The sequence below is a fragment of the Aerococcus urinaeequi genome (assembly GCF_001543205.1).
Lineage (GTDB): Bacteria > Bacillota > Bacilli > Lactobacillales > Aerococcaceae > Aerococcus > Aerococcus urinaeequi.
Genome location: NZ_CP014162.1, coordinates 1,743,718 through 1,763,343, shown reverse-complemented (window position 1 = coordinate 1,763,343; position 19,626 = coordinate 1,743,718). Strand labels below are relative to the sequence as shown.

18 protein-coding genes are annotated in these 19,626 nt (G+C 39.2%); 9 read left to right on the top strand and 9 right to left on the bottom strand.

Annotated features, from left to right (window positions below; genetic code table 11):
• Positions 1–20 precede the first annotated feature (20 nt).
• From AWM74_RS08205 to AWM74_RS08195, 3 genes are all read left to right on the top strand, one after another.
• Positions 21–1,652, top strand: a complete 1,632-nt coding sequence (locus tag AWM74_RS08205) for an ABC-F family ATP-binding cassette domain-containing protein (RefSeq protein ID WP_016897522.1) — start codon at positions 21–23, stop codon at positions 1,650–1,652.
• 130 nt (positions 1,653–1,782) lie between these two features.
• A complete protein-coding gene (locus tag AWM74_RS08200) occupies positions 1,783–3,522 on the top strand; it encodes an ABC transporter ATP-binding protein (RefSeq protein ID WP_026465905.1) in 1,740 nt (579 codons plus the stop codon).
• The gene (locus AWM74_RS08195) at positions 3,515–5,344 is read left to right on the top strand and encodes an ABC transporter ATP-binding protein (protein WP_081665646.1); all 1,830 of its coding nucleotides are present in this window, start codon (positions 3,515–3,517) and stop codon (positions 5,342–5,344) included. The genes AWM74_RS08200 and AWM74_RS08195 overlap by 8 nt, the downstream gene beginning before the upstream one ends.
• Before the next feature lie 210 nt (positions 5,345–5,554).
• Here AWM74_RS08195 and AWM74_RS08190 read toward each other — a convergent pair whose 3' ends face one another.
• The 5 genes from AWM74_RS08190 to AWM74_RS08170 form a co-directional block, all read right to left on the bottom strand.
• The gene (locus AWM74_RS08190) at positions 5,555–6,709 is read right to left on the bottom strand and encodes an AI-2E family transporter (protein WP_026465903.1); all 1,155 of its coding nucleotides are present in this window, start codon (positions 6,707–6,709) and stop codon (positions 5,555–5,557) included.
• Positions 6,710–6,723: 14 nt separating this feature from the next.
• Positions 6,724–7,659, bottom strand: coding sequence for a type I pantothenate kinase (gene coaA / locus AWM74_RS08185; RefSeq protein WP_026465902.1), 936 nt, complete (start codon positions 7,657–7,659; stop codon positions 6,724–6,726).
• A gap of 20 nt (positions 7,660–7,679) precedes the next feature.
• On the bottom strand, positions 7,680–8,441 hold the full coding sequence (locus AWM74_RS08180) for an acyl-[acyl-carrier-protein] thioesterase (protein WP_026465901.1): 762 nt from the start codon (positions 8,439–8,441) through the stop codon (positions 7,680–7,682).
• Positions 8,442–8,577: 136 nt separating this feature from the next.
• Complete coding sequence (locus tag AWM74_RS08175) at positions 8,578–9,348, bottom strand: ABC transporter permease (protein ID WP_026465900.1); 771 nt, start codon at positions 9,346–9,348, stop codon at positions 8,578–8,580.
• Positions 9,341–10,006: an ABC transporter ATP-binding protein gene (locus AWM74_RS08170; protein WP_034258152.1), complete on the bottom strand. Its 666-nt coding sequence runs from the start codon at positions 10,004–10,006 to the stop codon at positions 9,341–9,343. Before AWM74_RS08170 ends, AWM74_RS08175 begins: the two co-directional genes overlap by 8 nt.
• 197 nt (positions 10,007–10,203) lie before the next feature.
• On the opposite strand from AWM74_RS08170, the gene AWM74_RS08165 reads away from it, so the two are divergent.
• The 3 genes from AWM74_RS08165 to AWM74_RS08155 all read left to right on the top strand — a co-directional run bounded on the left by AWM74_RS08165 (position 10,204) and on the right by AWM74_RS08155 (position 12,621).
• A complete protein-coding gene (locus tag AWM74_RS08165; RefSeq protein ID WP_026465898.1) occupies positions 10,204–10,500 on the top strand; it encodes a HesB/YadR/YfhF family protein in 297 nt (98 codons plus the stop codon).
• Positions 10,501–10,598: 98 nt separating this feature from the next.
• On the top strand, positions 10,599–10,922 hold the full coding sequence (locus AWM74_RS08160; protein WP_026465897.1) for a hypothetical protein: 324 nt from the start codon (positions 10,599–10,601) through the stop codon (positions 10,920–10,922).
• A 106-nt stretch (positions 10,923–11,028) separates the two neighbouring features.
• A complete protein-coding gene (locus AWM74_RS08155; RefSeq protein ID WP_026465896.1) occupies positions 11,029–12,621 on the top strand; it encodes an ABC1 kinase family protein in 1,593 nt (530 codons plus the stop codon).
• A 129-nt stretch (positions 12,622–12,750) separates the two neighbouring features.
• On the opposite strand, the gene AWM74_RS08150 is transcribed toward AWM74_RS08155, so the two are convergent.
• The 3 genes from AWM74_RS08150 to AWM74_RS08140 all read right to left on the bottom strand — a co-directional run bounded on the left by AWM74_RS08150 (position 12,751) and on the right by AWM74_RS08140 (position 15,629).
• On the bottom strand, positions 12,751–13,626 hold the full coding sequence (locus tag AWM74_RS08150) for a DegV family protein (protein ID WP_026465895.1): 876 nt from the start codon (positions 13,624–13,626) through the stop codon (positions 12,751–12,753).
• 23 nt (positions 13,627–13,649) lie between these two features.
• On the bottom strand, positions 13,650–14,225 hold the full coding sequence (locus AWM74_RS08145; RefSeq protein ID WP_026465894.1) for a DUF1836 domain-containing protein: 576 nt from the start codon (positions 14,223–14,225) through the stop codon (positions 13,650–13,652).
• A 117-nt stretch (positions 14,226–14,342) separates the two neighbouring features.
• On the bottom strand, positions 14,343–15,629 hold the full coding sequence (locus tag AWM74_RS08140; protein WP_026465893.1) for a GTPase: 1,287 nt from the start codon (positions 15,627–15,629) through the stop codon (positions 14,343–14,345).
• 149 nt (positions 15,630–15,778) lie between these two features.
• Between AWM74_RS08140 and trhA the strand changes: the two genes are divergently transcribed.
• Positions 15,779–16,450 (top strand): PAQR family membrane homeostasis protein TrhA, encoded by a 672-nt coding sequence (gene trhA / locus AWM74_RS08135; RefSeq protein WP_051218219.1) that lies wholly within the window; start codon positions 15,779–15,781, stop codon positions 16,448–16,450.
• 80 nt (positions 16,451–16,530) lie between these two features.
• On the opposite strand, the gene AWM74_RS08130 is transcribed toward trhA, so the two are convergent.
• Complete coding sequence (locus tag AWM74_RS08130) at positions 16,531–17,514, bottom strand: aromatic acid exporter family protein (protein WP_026465891.1); 984 nt, start codon at positions 17,512–17,514, stop codon at positions 16,531–16,533.
• A gap of 176 nt (positions 17,515–17,690) precedes the next feature.
• Between AWM74_RS08130 and AWM74_RS08125 the strand changes: the two genes are divergently transcribed.
• Positions 17,691–17,909 (top strand): DNA-directed RNA polymerase subunit epsilon, encoded by a 219-nt coding sequence (locus AWM74_RS08125; RefSeq protein ID WP_003142522.1) that lies wholly within the window; start codon positions 17,691–17,693, stop codon positions 17,907–17,909.
• A complete protein-coding gene (gene rnjA / locus AWM74_RS08120; protein WP_026465890.1) occupies positions 17,909–19,582 on the top strand; it encodes a ribonuclease J1 in 1,674 nt (557 codons plus the stop codon). The genes AWM74_RS08125 and rnjA overlap by 1 nt, the downstream gene beginning before the upstream one ends.
• Positions 19,583–19,626: the final 44 nt, after the last annotated feature.

Sequence of the window (19,626 nt, the reverse complement as noted above, 5' to 3'; positions counted from 1 at the left end):
ATGGAAGAAAGAGGATCAAGATGTTAACTGTAAATAATGTAAGTGTACAATTTGCAAGTCGTAAATTGTATGATGAAGTAAACTTAAAATTCACACCTGAGAACTGCTACGGCATTATCGGTGCCAACGGAGCGGGTAAATCTACCTTCTTAAAAGTATTATCTGGCGAATTAAGCCCAACAACTGGTAACGTATCAATGGGTGACGACGAACGCCTATCAGTTTTAAGCCAAAATCACTTTGGTTTTGAAGAATACACAGTTTTAGACACTGTTATCATGGGTAACAAACGTCTTTACACAGTTCGTGAAGAAAAAGATGCCCTATACGCTAAAGCTGACTTCTCTGAAGAAGACGGTATTCGCGCTGGTGAATTAGAAGCTGAATTTGCTGAAATGAATGGTTGGGATGCTGAAAATGAAGCATCACAATTATTACGTGGTTTAGGTATTGGCGAAGGCATGCACTACCAAACAATGAGCGAATTAGCTGAGCAAGAAAAAGTAAAAGTCTTACTTGCACAAGCACTATTCGGTGAACCTGACGTCTTACTACTAGATGAGCCGACAAACGGTTTGGATTCAGACACCATCGAATGGTTAGCTGAATATATCATCAACTTCCCGAACACTGTATTAGTTGTTTCCCATGACCGTTACTTCCTAAACAAGGTATGTACCCACATCTGTGACGTAGACTACGGTAAAATTCAACTTTACGTTGGTAACTACGACTTCTGGAAACAATCTTCAGAATTAGCTGCTAAATTACAAGCTGATGCAAATGCGAAAAAAGAAGAGAAAGTGAAAGAGTTACAAGACTTTATCGCCCGCTTCTCTGCCAACGCATCTAAATCAAAACAAGCGACTTCTCGTAAGAAAACATTGGAGAAAATCGAATTGGATGACATTCGTCCTTCAAGCCGTAAATACCCATTTGTTGGATTCGAGCCAGAACGTGAAATTGGTAATGATGTACTAACAGTAGAAAACCTTTCTAAAACAATTGATGGCGTGAAAGTATTAGATAATGTATCATTCATTATCCGTCCAAAAGATAAAGTAGCTTTTGTATCTCGTAACGATATCTCAACTACTGCTTTAATGGAAATCATCACAGGGAATATGGAACCAGACTCAGGTTCATACAAATGGGGTGTCACTACAAGTCAAACTTACCTGGCACGAGATAACTCAGATGAATTTGAAAACAGCCAACAAAGTATCCTTGATTGGTTACGTCAATTCGCCAATGGTCCAGAGGAAGAAGATAACACATTCTTACGTTCATTCTTAGGTCGTATGTTATTCTCTGGTGACGAAGTAAACAAAAACCTAGATGTATTATCGGGTGGGGAACGTGTTCGTTGTATGTTATCTAAGATGATGTTATCTAAAGCCAATGTATTGGTAATGGATGACCCAACAAATCACTTGGACTTGGAATCTATTTCTAGTCTTAATGAGGGCTTAATCAAATTTAAAGAAGTCGAATTATTCACTTCTCATGACCGTGAGTTTATCCAAACAATCGCTAACCGTATCATCCATGTAACACCAAATGGTGTGGTTGACCGTATGGATACTACTTACGAAGAATTTTTAGACAATAAAGATGTGCAAGACCGCATCCAAAAATTATACGCTGAATAAATAGTGTTGTTAAAACACAAACTGATAAAAGCAGACCGATTTCGGTCTGCCTTTTATTCACTTTGGCGATAATTTATTCTTTATATTTTTCAATGACTACTAGGCAAAATAAGTTTAAGGAGGAGAACATTTGAATTTTATCTGGAAATACGTTAAAAAATACCCTGGTAAATTGCTGATCACATTCATTGCCACCTTTGGGACCGCAGCAGTAATGATTGGCTTACCTACCCTATTAGCGCAAATGATTGATAATGCCATTATTACCCAGAATATCCCTTTATTATGGCGCTATACATGGATAATGATGGGATTGGTGGTACTATCCCTCGTTTCACGGACGATTACCGCTTATACGGTTTCTAATATCGTCAATGATATGGTTATGAACATCCGAAATGACGCCTACAAGAAAATGCAAAACCTATCTCACCATGAGTTTCAAGAGTTAGGTGTGGCATCTTTAACGACCCGTATTTCAACCGATGCCTTTGTGATTTTACAATTTATGGAGATGACTTTAAAACAAGGCCTAGTATCGCCTATGATGCTAATTTTCTCGATCATTATGATCTTCTCCATTTCACCAGCATTAGGAATCTACGTGATTCCCGTTTCTATTATTATCATCTTATCTGTGATTTTTATTGCCAAATACACTTTGCCGATTTCCGAAAAACAACAGGCAAGTTTAGATAATATCAACCGGATTCTACGGGAAAACATTACTGGTTTACGTGTAATCCGTGCCTTCAATAATGAGCACTTCCAAGAAGGCCGGTTTAAAGACGTTAACCAATCTTACAAGAAACAATCTGGTAAATTATTCAAAACCATCGCGGTTACACCGGCCCTATTCTCTCTATTATTGAATACCGTGATTATTGCGATCCTTTGGTTTGGGGCTGGCTTGATTGAGACTGGTTCTATGCAAGTCGGTATCATGGTTGCCTTTATCGAGTACGTTTTCCACGCATTATTCTCATTATTAATGTTTGCCAACATTTTTATGATGTACCCACGTGCGGCGGTTTCAGCTGGTCGATTACGAGAGGTGATGGATATGCCAATTACAGTTGCTTCACCTGATCCACAAGTGGCTATTACTGAATCTGATGAATTTGGTACCCTAGAATTCCGTGACGTTGACTTTGCTTATCCAGATGCTTCTAAGCCCGTTCTACGGAACATTTCCTTTAAAACAAATCCTGGTGAAACGGTGGCTTTTATTGGGTCAACTGGATCTGGTAAATCAACGATTGTTAAGTTAATCCCACGTTTCTACGACGTGAGTAAGGGTCAGATTTTAATTGACGGGATTGACGTTCGAAACTATGAATTGAATGCTTTACGATCAAAAATTGGGTATACACCGCAAAAAGCCCTACTATTTACTGGGGATATCGCGGAAAACTTACGTTATGGTAAATTCAATGCGGATGATATGGACCTGGACCGAGCGACTAACGTGGCGCAGGCTTCTGAATTTATTAACCGTTTGGAAACCAAATATGCGACTCATTTAGATGAAGGTGGGGCCAACCTATCTGGTGGACAAAAACAACGTTTGTCTATTGCCCGTTCCATTATCGCGGACCGAGAAATTTACATCTTTGATGACTCGTTTTCAGCACTAGACTACAAGACTGATGCTGCAGTGCGCCAAGCCTTAAAAGACGAAACACAGAATGCAACAACTATCATCGTTGCCCAACGTGTAAGTTCCATTATCCATGCTGATCAAATCATCGTCCTAGATGAGGGTGAAGTGGCAGCGCGCGGTACTCATAAAGAATTGCTTAAAACGTCTGAACTTTACTATGAAATTGCATCATCTCAATTAAGTGAGGAGGAATTAAATCGTGGCTAATACAGAAATTGAAAAACGAGAAATTCCAACTAAGGAAATCTTAGGTAACCTATGGCGGTATATCAAACCCTATAAAGGCCAATTCTTCTTGGCCATGTTTGCCACTGTTTGGATGAATATTGCCGGTGTTTTAGAACCTATCGTACTTGGTTTAGCTATCACTGAATTAACCAGTAATGTAGTGGATTTGATGAACCAAGTACCTGGTGCAGGTATCAACTATGATTACGTTGGTTATATTGCCCTACTTTACTTTATCCGTGGTTGCTTCTTCTGGTCGGGTCAATACTTAGGTCAGTATTGGCTAACAAACGTGGTACAAAATGCTATTTACGACCTTCGTAACGATGTGGCTAAGAAAGCCAACAACATGCCTGTTTCTTATTTTGACAGCCATCCAACGGGTGATGTCTTATCCCGAATGACCAATGATATTGATTCAATTACTAATGCTTTGCAACAGTCCTTTATTCAGTTTGTGAATGCGATTCTTGGGATTTCCTTTGCGGTTATTTCCATGTTCATTATCCAATGGCACCTCGCCTTAATTATTGTGACCACAATTCCATTGTCATTCCTTTTTGCTAAGCTGATTATTAACCAATCGCAATCAGCCTTCCAAAATCAAGCGAATGCCTTGGGGAACTTATTTGGTTATACGCAAGAGCAGTTGTCAGGTTTCACTGAAATCAAGGTATACAGTCGTCAAGAGGAATCGGTGGCAGAATTCGAACGCCGAAACCAACAATTGCGGGATTACGGTTTTAGAGCCAGCTTCCTATCGTCTCTAATGATGCCGTTACTGAATACGGTTAGTAACTTGGGTTACGTGGCCACTGCGATTGCCGGTGGTTTATATACCCTTGCTGGGAAGTTGACAGTTGGTAATCTACAAGCCTTGGTCCAATACGTGATGCAAATTACCCAACCGATTCAAATGTTGACCCAACTATCTGGTGTCTTACAATCAGCCCTAGCTGCAGCCCACCGTGTCTTCGACTTCTTAGACGAGGAAAATGAGATCCAAGAAGAAGTTACCGGCCACCTACCAGCGAAAGTTACTGGTGCTGTTGAATTCGACCACGTTCGCTTCGGTTATGACCCAGAGAAACCCTTGATGCAAGATATCTCATTCAAAGTTGAGCCTGGTCAAACAGTGGCCATTGTAGGACCAACTGGTGCAGGTAAAACGACTTTAATCAACTTGTTGATGCGTTTCTATGACGTGGATGCTGGTGCGATTAAAATTGATGGTGTACCTACTAAATCAATGACACGCGGGGAATTACGCAAGCACTTTGGTATGGTATTACAAGATGCTTGGTTATACACTGATACTGTCTTAGAAAATATTCGTTTCGGTAAGTTAGATGCTAATGACTATGAAGTCCAAGAAGCAGCAGAAGTTGCCAACGTTGACCATTTCATCAACACCCTACCTGGCGGTTATGAAATGGCAATCAATGAAGAAGCTAACAATATTTCATTAGGACAAAAACAATTGATGACTATCGCTCGTGCCGTGATTGCGGATCCAGATATCTTAATCTTGGATGAAGCGACATCATCAGTAGATACCCGTCTTGAAAAATTGATTCAAGAAGCTATGAATAAGATTATGGAAGGCAGAACGAGCTTCGTAATTGCCCACCGTTTATCAACGATTCGTGACGCTGACTTGATTCTAGTTATGCAACAAGGGAATATCACTGAACATGGTACCCATGATGAATTAATGGCAGCAGACGGCTTCTACGCTGATTTATACAATAGTCAATTCTCAGAAGAAACACCAATGGACGTTTCAATGGGATATTCTTAATAAACGATACGCATACAATCGTGCAAAAGAAAATAGTGTTGGTGGAAAATGCACAATCATTTCCACCAGCACTATTTTTTGTGTACAAGAAAACCATTTTGATATGACCTTTCTAAGACGAATTTGGGAAAAGAATTACTTACAGGTAGTAAAAAAGGGCGATAACAGTGCTGTTACCGCCCTTTTGCAAGAATTACTAGTCAATAGATTTTATTTAAGATTATTGGTTTCTGTGGTTACTTTGATATTGTCTTGGTCTAAATTGTAATTGATGGTTGCGGATGCCAGTTTGTAGCATAGGGCAAAAATCGGCACTGATAGTAACATTCCGGCTAGGCCGAAGAAGGCACCTGAAACGGTTACTGAGAATAAAACCCAAATGCCTGGTAGACCGACTGACCCACCGACAACTCGTGGGTATATGATATTCCCTTCAACTTGCTGGACAACAATAATGAAAATGATAAACCAAATAGCTTGGACAACATCAACAACAGCGATTAGGAAGAAGCCGACAACCCCACCCATGATGGCCCCGTAGATAGGGACCAAAGCCATTGCACCAGTTAGGACCGAGATCGATAAGGTGAACGGGAAGTTGAAAATGGTCATTCCGGTAAAGACTAATACCAGTAAAATAAAGGCTTCAGTTACCTGTCCAGACACATAATGGCCAAAGGTTTGATTGGCTTCAGCGCCTAAGTTGACGGTAAAGTTGGCCCAGTGCTTAGGCATAGTGCCGTAAATAATCTTTTTAAATTGTCTGGTTAAGGTTTCCTTTTTAAATAGGATTGACGTACCAAAGATAATGGCTACAAATGCATTAAAGACGCCGTTCACAAGGTTACCAACAAGACTAAATGTGGTATCCAAAATACCTGATGTAAAAGATTGAACGATTGAGAATAATTGGTCTCTCAATTGATTGGTGTCCACATCCAATTGGTTAACAGTTTCTAGTATTTGCGGATTATCTACAATATACTGATTAATTTTGTTATAGAGCAAATTGATTTCCGATGGTACTTGGCTAATAAATGATCCTAATGTTTCCTGTAAATCCGGTACTACTAGGAAGATAATAAAGGCAATCACCCCAGCGACGATCAGGTAACCAAATAAAATCCCCACGATCCTGTACCAAGTGTAATATTTCCCAACTAGCTTAGTCATATGCCTTTCAAAAAATTTCAAAGGTAAATTCAGGATAAAGGCCAAAGCTGCACCTAGTATGAATGGTAATGTGACAGCAATAATTGAATCAAATATCCCTTTGATTGACCCGAAATTATTGATTGCCCAATAACCGACAATCACTACAAATAACAAACTGACGATTCTTCGCCAAGTAAACTTCTTCTTCACTATCCGCCTTCTTTCTAATATTTCTTGATCCACAACTCATTGATATAGTGGTCTTTTTCTTTATGTATGACAATATTGGCTCTATTGCGTGTTGGTAAGATATACTCCTGCAAGTTAATCAGGTTGATATTATTCCAAGTATGCTCTGCTCTCTCCATGGCCTTTTCATGGGGCACTTGGGTAAATTGATAGTAGAAGTCATCCGGGTGGTCAACGGCATGGTCAACTAAGAGGTTGAATCGTTGGTAGAACCATTCCTCGATTTGCTTTTCATCTGCATCGACGTAGACGGACAGATCCCAGAAGTCACTCATATAAACCGTATTATTCTCTGATGTTTGTAGGACATTAATCCCTTCAACTATTAGAATTTGAGGGTTACGCAATACATTCTCCTCGTCCTCTACAATATCATAAACGGAGTGGGAATACTTTGGATAATAGATTTCTCTTTTATTGCTTTTCACATCTGTTAAGAAAGTTTCCAAGGCCTCCATATTATAAGATTCTGGGAACCCTTTCCGGTCCATTAACCCTTTTTCTTCAAGTACTGCATTTGGGTATAAGAACCCGTCTGTAGTCACTAATTCGACGTTTAAATCAGGATAGGCTTGCGCTAAAAAGAGTTTCAGCAATCGAGCTGTTGTACTTTTACCAACTGCTACCCCACCGGCAATGCCAATAATAAAGGGCGGTATTTCTCCAGTGATGCCGAAGAAATTGGCCCTCTTTCTTTCAAGGTTCTTATAGTTTTCACGGTAAATGGCAATCAACTGGGTTAAAGGTTTGTATACTTCGTTTGCATCTTTCAAAGATAGGGAATCATTTAAAGATGTTAGCCGGTCCAATTGTTCATTGGTCAGCTTGATCTCAAATTCTTCCTTTAAGTCTTTTAAGTATTGATTCCATTCCATTCGTTCAATAATATAATAGTCTCTATTTACTTGCATACTTACTCCAAACTAGCCGGTTATTTTACCTGCCATGTGATTTCTGCTAAACAGTGGGCGTTATCTTCACTATCGATGACATGCTGCGTGTTGAAAGTACCATCCGATTTCAGGTCTTTAGATAATGTCGATAAGTCAGAATGCACGGCACCTTCTTGATGCAAGTACATTTCCTTTTCATAGGCAATGGTGAAGGTGGTTGGTGTATATTTTTCAAACCATTCCATGCCTAGTGAATTGGTAATCCACCTTAAGTAGATAGTGTTATTTACGTGGTTATTGAGATCGATATCTAAGAACTTTACTTCAAAGCGGTCAACTTTTGATTCATGTGCTACTTCTTTACTTAATCGTTTACGGCGACTCGGTCTTTCTTCTTTTTCAACTTGATACCATTCAGCAACGATTTCTGGAATTCGGACGATTGACCGTTGATTCAAGTCGATTAAGGCGAATGTTGTCTCTGCTTGGGCCAAAACTAGACCGTCACTTGTTTTCAAGGCGTAATGACGCTTGCTGAAAAACTTGTTGTAAGTTGTTGCCTCGGTTTCTGCAATGATATCCTCGTTGTAACGTGGTAAACGATTGATGTCTATTTGATTTTGTGTGATGATCCAAGCCCAACCCTCTTGGCGGAAACCTTCTTTCGCTTCTGGAATCGTCGCTTCTTGATTATTGGATGCAATCAACATGATATCCAAGATAGCAGGAAGTGTCATCTCCCCTAATGCATTACAATGGTAGTGACGCACTTTGACTGATTCTTGATATAATAAACCCATTCTTTTACCTCCTTGATAGTGTCGAATGTTGATCATTCAATGGACTATCTTCTTAATAACATATCACTCATTATACGGATATTTGACACTTTTAGATAGCAAAAAAGCCTTCACCAGGCTTCCTTGACCCACACGCTTATGAAGGGATTTGTAATTGCCCATAACTACTGTAGAAATGCTTATAAGCTAAGTATACGGCGATCATGGATGTGATTGCAGAAGTCGCAATCATCATAAAATAAATCAAAATCTGATACATAATTGCACTCAAGGGTACCGCACCTGCTAGCATCATCCCAGTCATCATACCTGGCAACAAGACCAAACCGACAGTTCTCGCTGTATCAATAGTAGGTTGCAGTGCCCCTCTAATCGCTTCTCTGACAATACCTGTAGAAGCTAATTTAATAGACGCACCTAGGGCCAACTGTTCATTGACTTCTTGTTGTGATTTGGCGAATTCGTTATTCAAATTTCTGAAAGCTAATCCGATAACTGACATGGCATTTCCCACTAACATCCCTGTGATTGGGATGATTTGCGCTGGTACGAATTGAATAGAGCCTGAAGCCACTAAAACGAGGATTGACGTCACTACCCCACCAATAATAGAAATTAAAGAAATTTTGAAGGCATTGGGAATCTTATTGGCTCGTTTTGCTGCATTATAAGCCGCGTTTACAATCATAAAAATCATAATGATGGCCGTTACGATAATTGAATCGATCTGGAAAATGTATGTTAGCACGTAACCGATGATGACCAATTGAACGACCATTCGAAGCATTGACCATAAAATATCCTTTTCAAGCCCCAATTTCTCTTTATAAGAAATCAAGACCGCGATAATCACTAGAATAAATGAAAAAGCTAAAGTTGTTGGGGTTGTTGTTAATGCATTAGTCATTTAGACCACGCTCCTCAATTATCATTTCTTGGTTGGCAATATGGAAGACCCGGTTTGGTTGGAGAGACCCATCTTGAATATGGCTAATCCATAGGATGGTGACTCCGTGTTTTTCTTTATAGTCCAGTAAAATCTGCCATACCAATTCACGATTGTCCTCATCTAATGATGAAGTAATTTCATCTAATAAGAGGACTTTAGGTGGAAAAAGCAGGTGTCTGATTAAACCAATCCGCTGTTTTTCCCCGCCAGAAATTTTATGAATCGATTTGTCGAGTGCAATATGGCTTAAACCGAAAGCCTTCATATAAGACAATACAAGATTTTCATCAAAGTCTTTATCGTGGGCTTCATAAACCAATTCAAAATTATCACGGATGGTTTCGCCGAATAATAGTGGATTTTGGGCCACATATGAAATATTTTGCCGGTATGTTTGATAAGCTACTTCTTCTAGTGGTTGGTCTAAGTAGTTAATTTGACCTGAATTTCTCGGAATAAGGGCTGCAATTAAACGCAGCAAGGTACTTTTTCCGCTTCCAGACGGTCCTTCGACACGGATCATTTCATTTGCATATATAGAAAAAGAAATGTCTTTTAAGAGGGCTGTGTCGCCTGGTTGAAAGGTCACTTGATCAAATTTTACGATAGCTTGCATGTTGATAATCCTCCCTTTGGCTTGCATGAACATTCTATCATAGTTTCATAAGTAGTGTGCTACGATTCCACGGTTAATCTTTTAATCGTTTAAAGAAAATGCTGGTACCTCCTTCAGAAACACCAAAAAATTGCTTTCAAGAAACAATACGTTATAATGACAATATCAGATTTCAAGTTTAATGGAGGCGACTTTAGATGAAACTAACGATAACACCAGCAGCACAAGCATACTTCAAAAATAACATGGGATTGTCCTCGGGAAGCCAAGTCGGATTTCATAGCCGCGTTTACGGTAAAACAGCTGTCCATGAAGGATTTTCAGTTGGCTTATCCGTAGAATCGCCAGAAGGTGCCCTCTTAATTGATGAAAAAATTGACGGTATCCAATACTATATTACGGAAAATGATGACTGGTTCTTCAATGGCTACGACTTTGAAGTCGACTTTTCTCCCGAAGAAGAAAATTTTATTTACCGTTTTATTGAACAATAAACGATTTTCTTATACTATATAAGTGGTAAATGACAAATATTCATACACCTATCATATCTAAGCACATGACCCTAAAGCAGAAAAAGGAGTGTTTCTACATGAATCCGATTAAAAATTTATTTCTAGCAGCAGTAGGTGGTACACGACTAACTTATGAGAAAGCCGATGAAGTGTTAAAAAGTCTCATTGAAAAAGGACAAATTTCTGTAGCTGAAGGAAAATCATTAAGTGAAGATATTCAACGGGTAGCTAAGGGCCATGCAAAAGGTTCAAACGCTTCAGATCCTTTAGACCAAACTTTATCTGAACGCATCTTAGCACTACAAACACAAGTCGAAAACTTAACTCAAGAAGTCCAATCATTAAAAGGTACGAACACCGAATCTGCGGATGAAGATGCCATAGAAGACGTCATTCAATAATTTTTAGATCATATAACGATAAGTTGAGGCTGAGGCATTTTTGTCCCAGCCTCATCTGCCATATACAGTTTTTTAATAGGAATTGCTTTGAATTGACGGTGATAACATGCAAAGAGATAGTAGTCGTTTCCGTGAAATCGTCTCCATATTAGGACGTTACGGATTTGGTGAAATACGATATCGACTGAAAAAGAATGAAGAAGACGATCGACCTAGAGCCCTAAAACAAGCTTTTGAAGAATTAGGCCCTAGTTTTATTAAGATTGGGCAAATTTTATCGACTAGAAGTGACCTCTTGTCGACAGAATATTTAGTGGAATTAGAGAAGTTGCAAGAAGATACCCTGCCCATCCCCTATGACATTATTCAACAAGAGTATTTTGAGTCTGTTGGCCGGCATATTGAGGATGATTTTGCCACCATCACCAAGAAACCTATGGCTTCAGCTTCAATTGCCCAAGTCCACCGGGCCCAGATGAAATCTGGTGAGCAGGTAATAGTAAAGGTCCAGCGACCTGAAATTGAAGACCAATTGATTCGCGATTTAAATATTTTTATTCGGGTTGTTGAAGCCATCCCATCGATTTTTATTGATGTCATTATCAACCCGGTAGAAATTTTAAAAGACATTAAGATTCAGATTTTAGAAGAAATTGATTTCCTCAATGAAGCACATAATATGTTGCTGTTTGCAGAAAATCACAGACAGCGGACAACCATTTTGAACCCGATTCCTTATTTAAGTCTGTCGACCAGACAAGTGTTGATTCAAGAATATATTGATGGTATTTCAATCGGACGCCATTTTGCCTTAAAAGAAGAAGGTTATGACCTCAATGATTTAGCAAGCAAATTCGTCTTGTCCTATTTATACCAGGTATTTGACGATGGCTTTTATCACGCTGACCCCCATGCCGGCAATATCCTGATTAAAGATGGGAAAATTGTCTTTATTGACTTTGGGGCAATGGGGAAAATTTCCCCCGGCCAAAAACAGCTACTGGTTCAAATATTGACTTCCTTAGTCAGTAAAGATATCGATGGTTTAGTCAATGTCTTGCTGCAAATCTGTAAACAGAATAAAACTGTCGACAAGGTCGTTTTATACCGGGACATTGAAACCTTGTTTAACCGCTACCTAACCACCGGGATGGAAGCCTTGGAAATTGACGATATCTTCCAGGACCTACTAAAATTTGGTCATAAACACGGGCTGATTTTCCCATCTGAATATATTTTACTGGAGAAAACCATTGCCATGGTTCAAGGCGTTGCCCAAAGTTTAGACCCACATCTAGATTTTATGGCGATCTTTCAATCTTTCTTCTTGTCTAGCGGCACCATTCCCTGGGAGAAATTCTTGGACCCGAATGCTGTTGCACGAGAAGCCTTTAGGACCTTGAATACCACTAGAAGGATGCCAACTAAGATAGAAAATTTAGTGGACAACATCAATAACGGTCGTTTGAATGTACGACTAACCTTTGAAAATGTGGATGACCGGATACGGGACATTAACTCAATGATTAACCGCATTATTTTTGGAGTAATTCTATCCGCCCTTATCTTGGCCTCCACTTTGATCATTACCTCAGCACAAACCTATTATGCAGAATTGCTGGGTATTTTCTTTTTCGTCATCACAGCGCTTATCGGGTTAATCCTACTAATATCCATGCTGCGGGCCCGAAGGAAATAGCGACCCTGAATTTGCCACGATTGAAATAGCCACAAAAACAGGCGGTATGCCAGATGAGATTTCATCCGGAACACCGCCTGTTTCTTTATTTAGCTTGGCTTATTTTATAAAATAGGCACTCCTCATATTTTATTTATACAAAGGTAAGATCGCACAACCTGTTAATTCAGGTCCCGTATGTACCGCTAAAGCTGATCCCAGTTGGACATCGTAGGCTTCTTCAAATTCCGGTAAAGCGTCTTTAAGTCCTTCCAAAAGCTTGGCTGATGTCACTCTAGCAGCCGGATTACCGCCACAAGAAGCCAATAAAAATTCTTGGCTTTCAGGAACAACGCCCTTCACTAAATCAACCATCTTCTTAATGGTTTTGGCTTCATTATTGGTTTTTGAGGCGCGGATTTTAGCGATTGTTGTATAAATTCCCTCTTCATCACAAGTGATAATTGGTTGAATATTTAACAAGGTACCTACTGCACCCGTCACCCGGCCAATTCGTCCACCAGCAATTAGATATTTTAAGTTAGGGATATGGAAAAATACATGACCTTTTTCAACTGAATCCTGTAATTTCTTGGTAATCATTTTAAAGTCATTCTTCATTTCGAAGTATTTTGTTGCAGCGATCATGAATAGTCCTGAACCGATACCAATGTTTTTCGTATCTAAAAGGAAAAACTCCACTTGAGGAAATTCTTCCGCAATTAAACGAACTGAGTTGTTAGTACCAGAAAGATTTGATGAAATGGTAATGGCGATAATATGCGTACAGCCTTTTTCTATTAAGTTTTCAAAGGCTTGAGAAATCAATTCACCACTTGGTAGGGATGTTTTCGGGATTTCCGATGTCATACGCTCAAATACTTCTTGTGGTTGAATGGTTACCCCATCCAAGTAATCGCCATCTTTAAAGGCTACATTTAAAGGTAATACTTCGATTTCAAATTTGTCGACAAACTCTTTTGGAACATCTGAACCAGAGTCCACAATAAAACCTATTTTTTCCAATTGACTACCTCCTACTATAAGGGTTATGCTTCTGTTTCTATCTCTGTGGTATCTTGATCTACAAAGGAAATAAATTTTTTCGCAAACAATAAATTAGTGATTGTTTCGCAAGCCAAATAGATAATATACTTATCAAAATCCTCTGGATTTGAATAGTCTGTTTCAATTTCGTCATCCACGGCTACATTTAAATATACATGCCCTTTTCGTTTGATGGTAATTTCTAATAAGGCACAGAATTGATTGTAGGCGTTTGAATTGCCTTGTGACTGCGCTAGAAAGATCAATACACGACGGATGTCTTGAATTGAAATTACTTCTTTAAATAAGGTAATGACGATTAAATACGCGATATGACGTTTATTGTAATGTCTCTTGATGGGCTTTGGAATTAATCCTAGTTTAACATAGTTATTGACCATTGAAGATGTCACAGGTTTCTTATCTGAAGAAAAAATTTGGAATGGTTCTAAATACTGGGTTACAACTGCAATCAGTTGGTCCATGTATAAAGGAATATCTGTAATATCTTCCCATCTTGGCATGTTGACGTCGTCTAAACTTTTGACCCAGTTTTCAAATTCTAATTGTTTTTCCACTTATACTCACCCACTATTTCATTATGATTATATTATACCACAAAGTTATCATCACTATGAACAATAGTTTTTAAAACGAGATGTTTTATTTTGAATTCGAAAAATACAGGAAAACCACTAGCGTTTTCGGTTTCTAAATGACCATTTTGGCCAGTTAATCCGCGTCTTTTGACCACCTTCTTCTACTTCATCATCTAGAGAAACGCCTTGGCTAGTGTCCTTTTCTTTGGTCCCCTCAGCATCTTGACCCTTTTTCGCTTCGATATCCGCCATAGCAGCTTGGAAATCGGGGTCATTTTGCCCGCGTTTCAGTCTTTGTCCGTATAAATCTTTCATCAATTTACGGACTGTTCGTGGACTGACCTCTTCACCTTTAGCTTCTGCTGTGGCGATAAAAGTCAGGACTTCGATGTAGGACATGGCTAGGGCTGTGGTAATGATTGAGGCAGTTGTTCCTGAAATCATCCCACCTGCCACAGACCCGATACCTGGGATAAATTTCACCACGTTCGAAACGATTAGTCGTCCTAAATAGGTTGCTGATCCTGTTCCACCAATAGCCCCTAAGATGCCTAAGGCAGTCGCTCGGTCCATGGAAATGCCAAATATAGCTGTAATATGGGCCATCATACCTATTTGCATGGGCACTAGGACGGTTGCATCGGAAAAAGGGATGGGGGTGAATCCAACACCAAAGGTAGTGACAGTATATCTACGCGCCCAACGTCGCGCTGCTCGGCTCTTCCGTTCAATATCAATCTGTTGGGCATTGTTAAAAGCTGTGTGGACCTGATGTGGCAATAAGCCAATTGTTCTTTCAACAAGCTCTTTTAGACCGAAGGCAGGAATGGTAAATTCGTCAGTAATCTTATAATCCTGGGCCATTAACCGAATAATTGCTTGGACGGATAGATTTTGATTGACTAGGTATTGTTCAAATTTCAAGGCTTGATCCCCGATAGATTGAGTCAGTACTAAGATAACCGGCATCTTAGTAGCTAAATATTCAATCAAACGAATCTCCATATCTTCAATCCGCGATGAAGATGCATTGATACAATAATATGCCACGTGCATATGTTGTTGCATTTTGGCTATGCCTTCTAGCGTTTGGTCGATTTCACTCGTCACTTGGTTTTGGGTTTCTGCATCCAGCTCCAACCCTCTTGTATCATAAAGGACCATTGGCACGCCTTCTTTTTCGATTTTATGCAAATGTTTGGTGATGGGTTGCCCAATCCCTGTTTCCGCTAATCTCTCCCGGAAAATATTGTTGATTAAAGTCGATTTCCCAACACCCGTTTTACCTACTACTAGAATATGTACTTTTTCTATTTTTTCAATTTCTTCTTGCGTTTTCTTGGTTAATTCTTCAGCAAGAGACCAATCCATATTTCTCGCCATTTCCGCTCACCTCAACTGTTTTTCTGCTTACATATATTTTATCAGATAAAATTTAAATTAGTATTAATTGCATCGAATTCCCATAATTACCTAATAGAATATGCTATACTACATGTGTAAAAAACGCATCTTACTAAAGGAGGAAAATAATGTCTGCTAATTCACGTAGTCAAGAAAAAATCAAATTACCTTATACGAAAGCTTATTATATCACGAATGAGGTCCTGAATTCAGTGACACATGGCATTGGGTTTGTCCTTTCAATTGTTGCCACCGTTTTCCTAATCCTTAAAGGTGTTGAAAACCAAAATAGTATCGAAATTTTTTCATACGTGGTGTACGGCATCTCTATGTGTGCCCTATACTTGGCTTCAACCTTATACCACAGCTTTTCATTTACCAAAGCTGCGGGTATCCTAAAAATTATCGACCATTCATCGATTTTTATTTTAATTGCTGGATCATACACACCCTTTGCCCTAGTCGCTATCGGTGGTGTCTTTGGCTGGTTTATCTTCATTGCACAATGGGCCATCGCCCTATTTGGAATTATCGGTAAAATCCTCTTCCTAAATAAGATGAAGAAATTTTCTACCCTTTTATATATTTTGATGGGCTGGTTCGGGGTTATTGCTATCCCGCAAATGGCCACAGCCATCGGTTCTGGTGGTATCGCTTGGCTAATCGCCGGCGGGGTAACTTATACAGTCGGCACTATCTTCTACGCCCATGATAACTTGAAATTCTGGCATGTCATTTGGCACTTATTTGTACTCGGTGGTTCAATCGCGATGTACTTCGCCGTCTTATTATATGTATAGGAATGAAATGCTTTTAATATGAAAAATAAGATACCAAGCATAGTTTAGTAGTCCTGCTACTCGCCTTTGCTTGGTATCTTTTATTTGCTTTGGAGATATTTTAAACGCTGCCCAGATTTATAAAACTCGTATTTCAGATTCAAGAATTTCTCGCAGTCTAATAAGATATCAAAGAGCATAGACCGGGTTTCAAATTCATTTCGAGTTTGCGGTAAGGGTTGCTGTCTAAACCGTGTTTTTAATTGATTTAATTCATTACGAAGTTTAGCTGCTGTATTTGATTCCGATAATTGTTGACTAACGTGACGGAAAAAGCCACTCAAGTCATAAGTCTGATTTGTTGATTCATAAATATTATCCAAAGAATTGTTGATATCATAGAGAATAATCAATTGGGAAGACCGCATTGAAAAATAATTTAGATAGTAATTTTGCACATCACCCGTGATATTATTTTCAGCCTCCTTCAATGCCAGGAATTCTCCATGTTTCGCCAACTCGTAAGCCTGGTCGATATGTTCATATAAGAGGTGACCCGGGTGGTCAGGGGTATCCATTTTGTCAGCTAAATGGTTTAAAATGATCTGCATTTCCCCTTCAATTTCCCCTTTCAACTTGTCCATCTCGCCACTGGCAGATGTCTGATACAAATTGACAATTACTGCAATCCCAACACCAATCACAAGTAGAAGCATTTCGTTGACCCACCAATTAAAATCTGACGCTTGTTCAAGCAACAAATGGGAAATAAATACCGCACAGGGGGCAATGGCGTTATCGCTCTTCAGGTAGACAGAAACAGGGTAGGTAATTAATAGATAAAGTGAAAATACCCAAATTTCATAACCATAAAGATTGAATAATATGGTGGCAATTAACAAACTCAAAATCATGGTGAGGGTCAAGTTGCCGATGTATTGCACAGTTTTCTTACTGGTTTCTGCTAGGGATAGGATGGCAATAACCCCTGCTGATACCGCATAATCTAGACCTAACCACTGAGCCAAAAATATGGCAATAAATGTGGCCACTGCATATTTTGCACTCTTAATCGCTACTCGCATTTGATCGCTCCTTTAACTTCATTCAAAGATATTTTAGCATATAATCTGAAAACCAATTTATGAAAACATACCAAATCAACAAATTTCTAAAAATGTGCGCAAAGATAATGAAATATGGTAGAATAGTGTTAGCGAGTAAGATCACATTTTTAATAAATTTATAAAAGGAGCAAAAAATGATTTTTAAAGTAACTTATCAAGATTCATTGACTGAAGTACCACGTCGTGAATCAACACACACTATGTATGTCCAAGCTGAAACTAAACGTGAGGTTCGTGCCCACCTAGAGAATGAAACCCCCTATCTAGTCGAGTTTATACAACCACTTGAAGGTGCGCATTTAGAATACGAACAACAAAATCCAGACTTTAAAGTTGTGGAGCTTTCTAATTAATGAAAGTTGATATAAAAAATAATGAAGTTGGCGTTTTCGCTTTCGGGGGATTAGACGAAATCGGTAAAAACTCTTATGGAGTCCAATTTCAAGACGAAATTTTATTATTAGACGCTGGGGTTAAATTCCCAGAAGACGATTTGTTAGGTATTGATTACGTTATCGCTAACTACCAATACCTAATTCAAAACGAACAAAAAGTGAAAGGTTTATTCATCACCCACGGTCACGAAGACCATATTGGGGGGATTCCTTTCTTACTGAAACAAATTAACATTCCGATTTATGCTGGCAAATTGGCCATGGCTCTAATCAAGAATAAATTAGAAGAACACGGATTATTACGTGATGCAGAATTACATATTATTGATGAAGATTCTGTCATCAAGTTTAGAAAGACATCCGTTTCTTTCTACCGTACTACCCACTCTATTCCTGACGCAATGGGGATTGTTGTAAAGACCCCACCAGGAAATGTGGTATTTACCGGTGACTACAAGTTCGACTTTACCCCAGTAGGTAAACCTGCTGATATCCATAAAATGGCAAAAATCGGTGAAGAAGGCGTTCTATTGTTACTTGGTGACTCAACAAACGCCGAGATTCCAGGTTTTACCCAATCAGAACGTGTCGTTGGTGAATCATTAGCGGATATCATGTCAAATATTGAAGGTCGAATTATCTTCGCATCTTTCGCTTCAAATATTTCTCGTTTATCACAAGCCATCGATGTGGCTGTAGCCCAAGGTAGAAAAATAGCTGTCTTTGGTCGATCTATGGAAGCAGCCATTCGAAACGCTATCGAACTCGGCTATTTCAACGTGGGTGAAGATGCCTTCATCCAAAGTAACGAAATCAACCAATACCCAGCAAACGAAATCTTAATCATGTGTACAGGTTCTCAAGGTGAGCCAATGGCTGCCCTATCTCGGATTGCAAACGGTACCCACCGTCAAATCTCAATCCAACCTGATGATACTGTGATCTTCTCATCTAGTCCAATTCCAGGTAACACCCTATCTGTAAACCATGTAATTAACCAATTACTTGCTGCAGGTGCGGAAGTTATCCACGGTAAGGTCAACAATGTCCATACTTCAGGGCACGGTGGTCAGCAAGAGCAAAAACTAATGCTGTCATTAATGAAACCGAAGTACTTTATGCCAGTCCACGGTGAATACCGTATGCTATCTATTCAGGCTGAACAAGCTGAATTAGTTGGTATTCCACACGAAAACATCTTTATCATGCAAAACGGTGAAGTCTTAGCCTTAACGCAAGACTCAGCGCGTCGCGCAGGTAGCTTCCCAGGTGAAGCGGTCTACGTAGATGGTAAGGGTATCGGGGATATCGGCAATATTGTCTTACGTGACCGTCATAACCTTTCTGAAGATGGTTTAGTCCTAGCAGTTGTTTCTGTTGACTTTACTAAGAATGAATTACTCGCTGGTCCTGATATCGTTTCTCGTGGTTTCATTTACATGCGTGAATCTGTTGGTTTAATCCAAGATGCACAAAAAGTAATCCGTACCACTGTTATCGGTCATCTAAATTCAGGTAAGAAAGTAAACGAAAAAATCTTACGTGACGCTATGCAAAATGCCCTACAACCATTCTTGCATAAACGTACAAAACGTAATCCAATGATTATGGCAGTCGTCATGCCTGTCTAATCATACCGATTACTAATAAACAAAATAAACCTGCGATGTAAAGC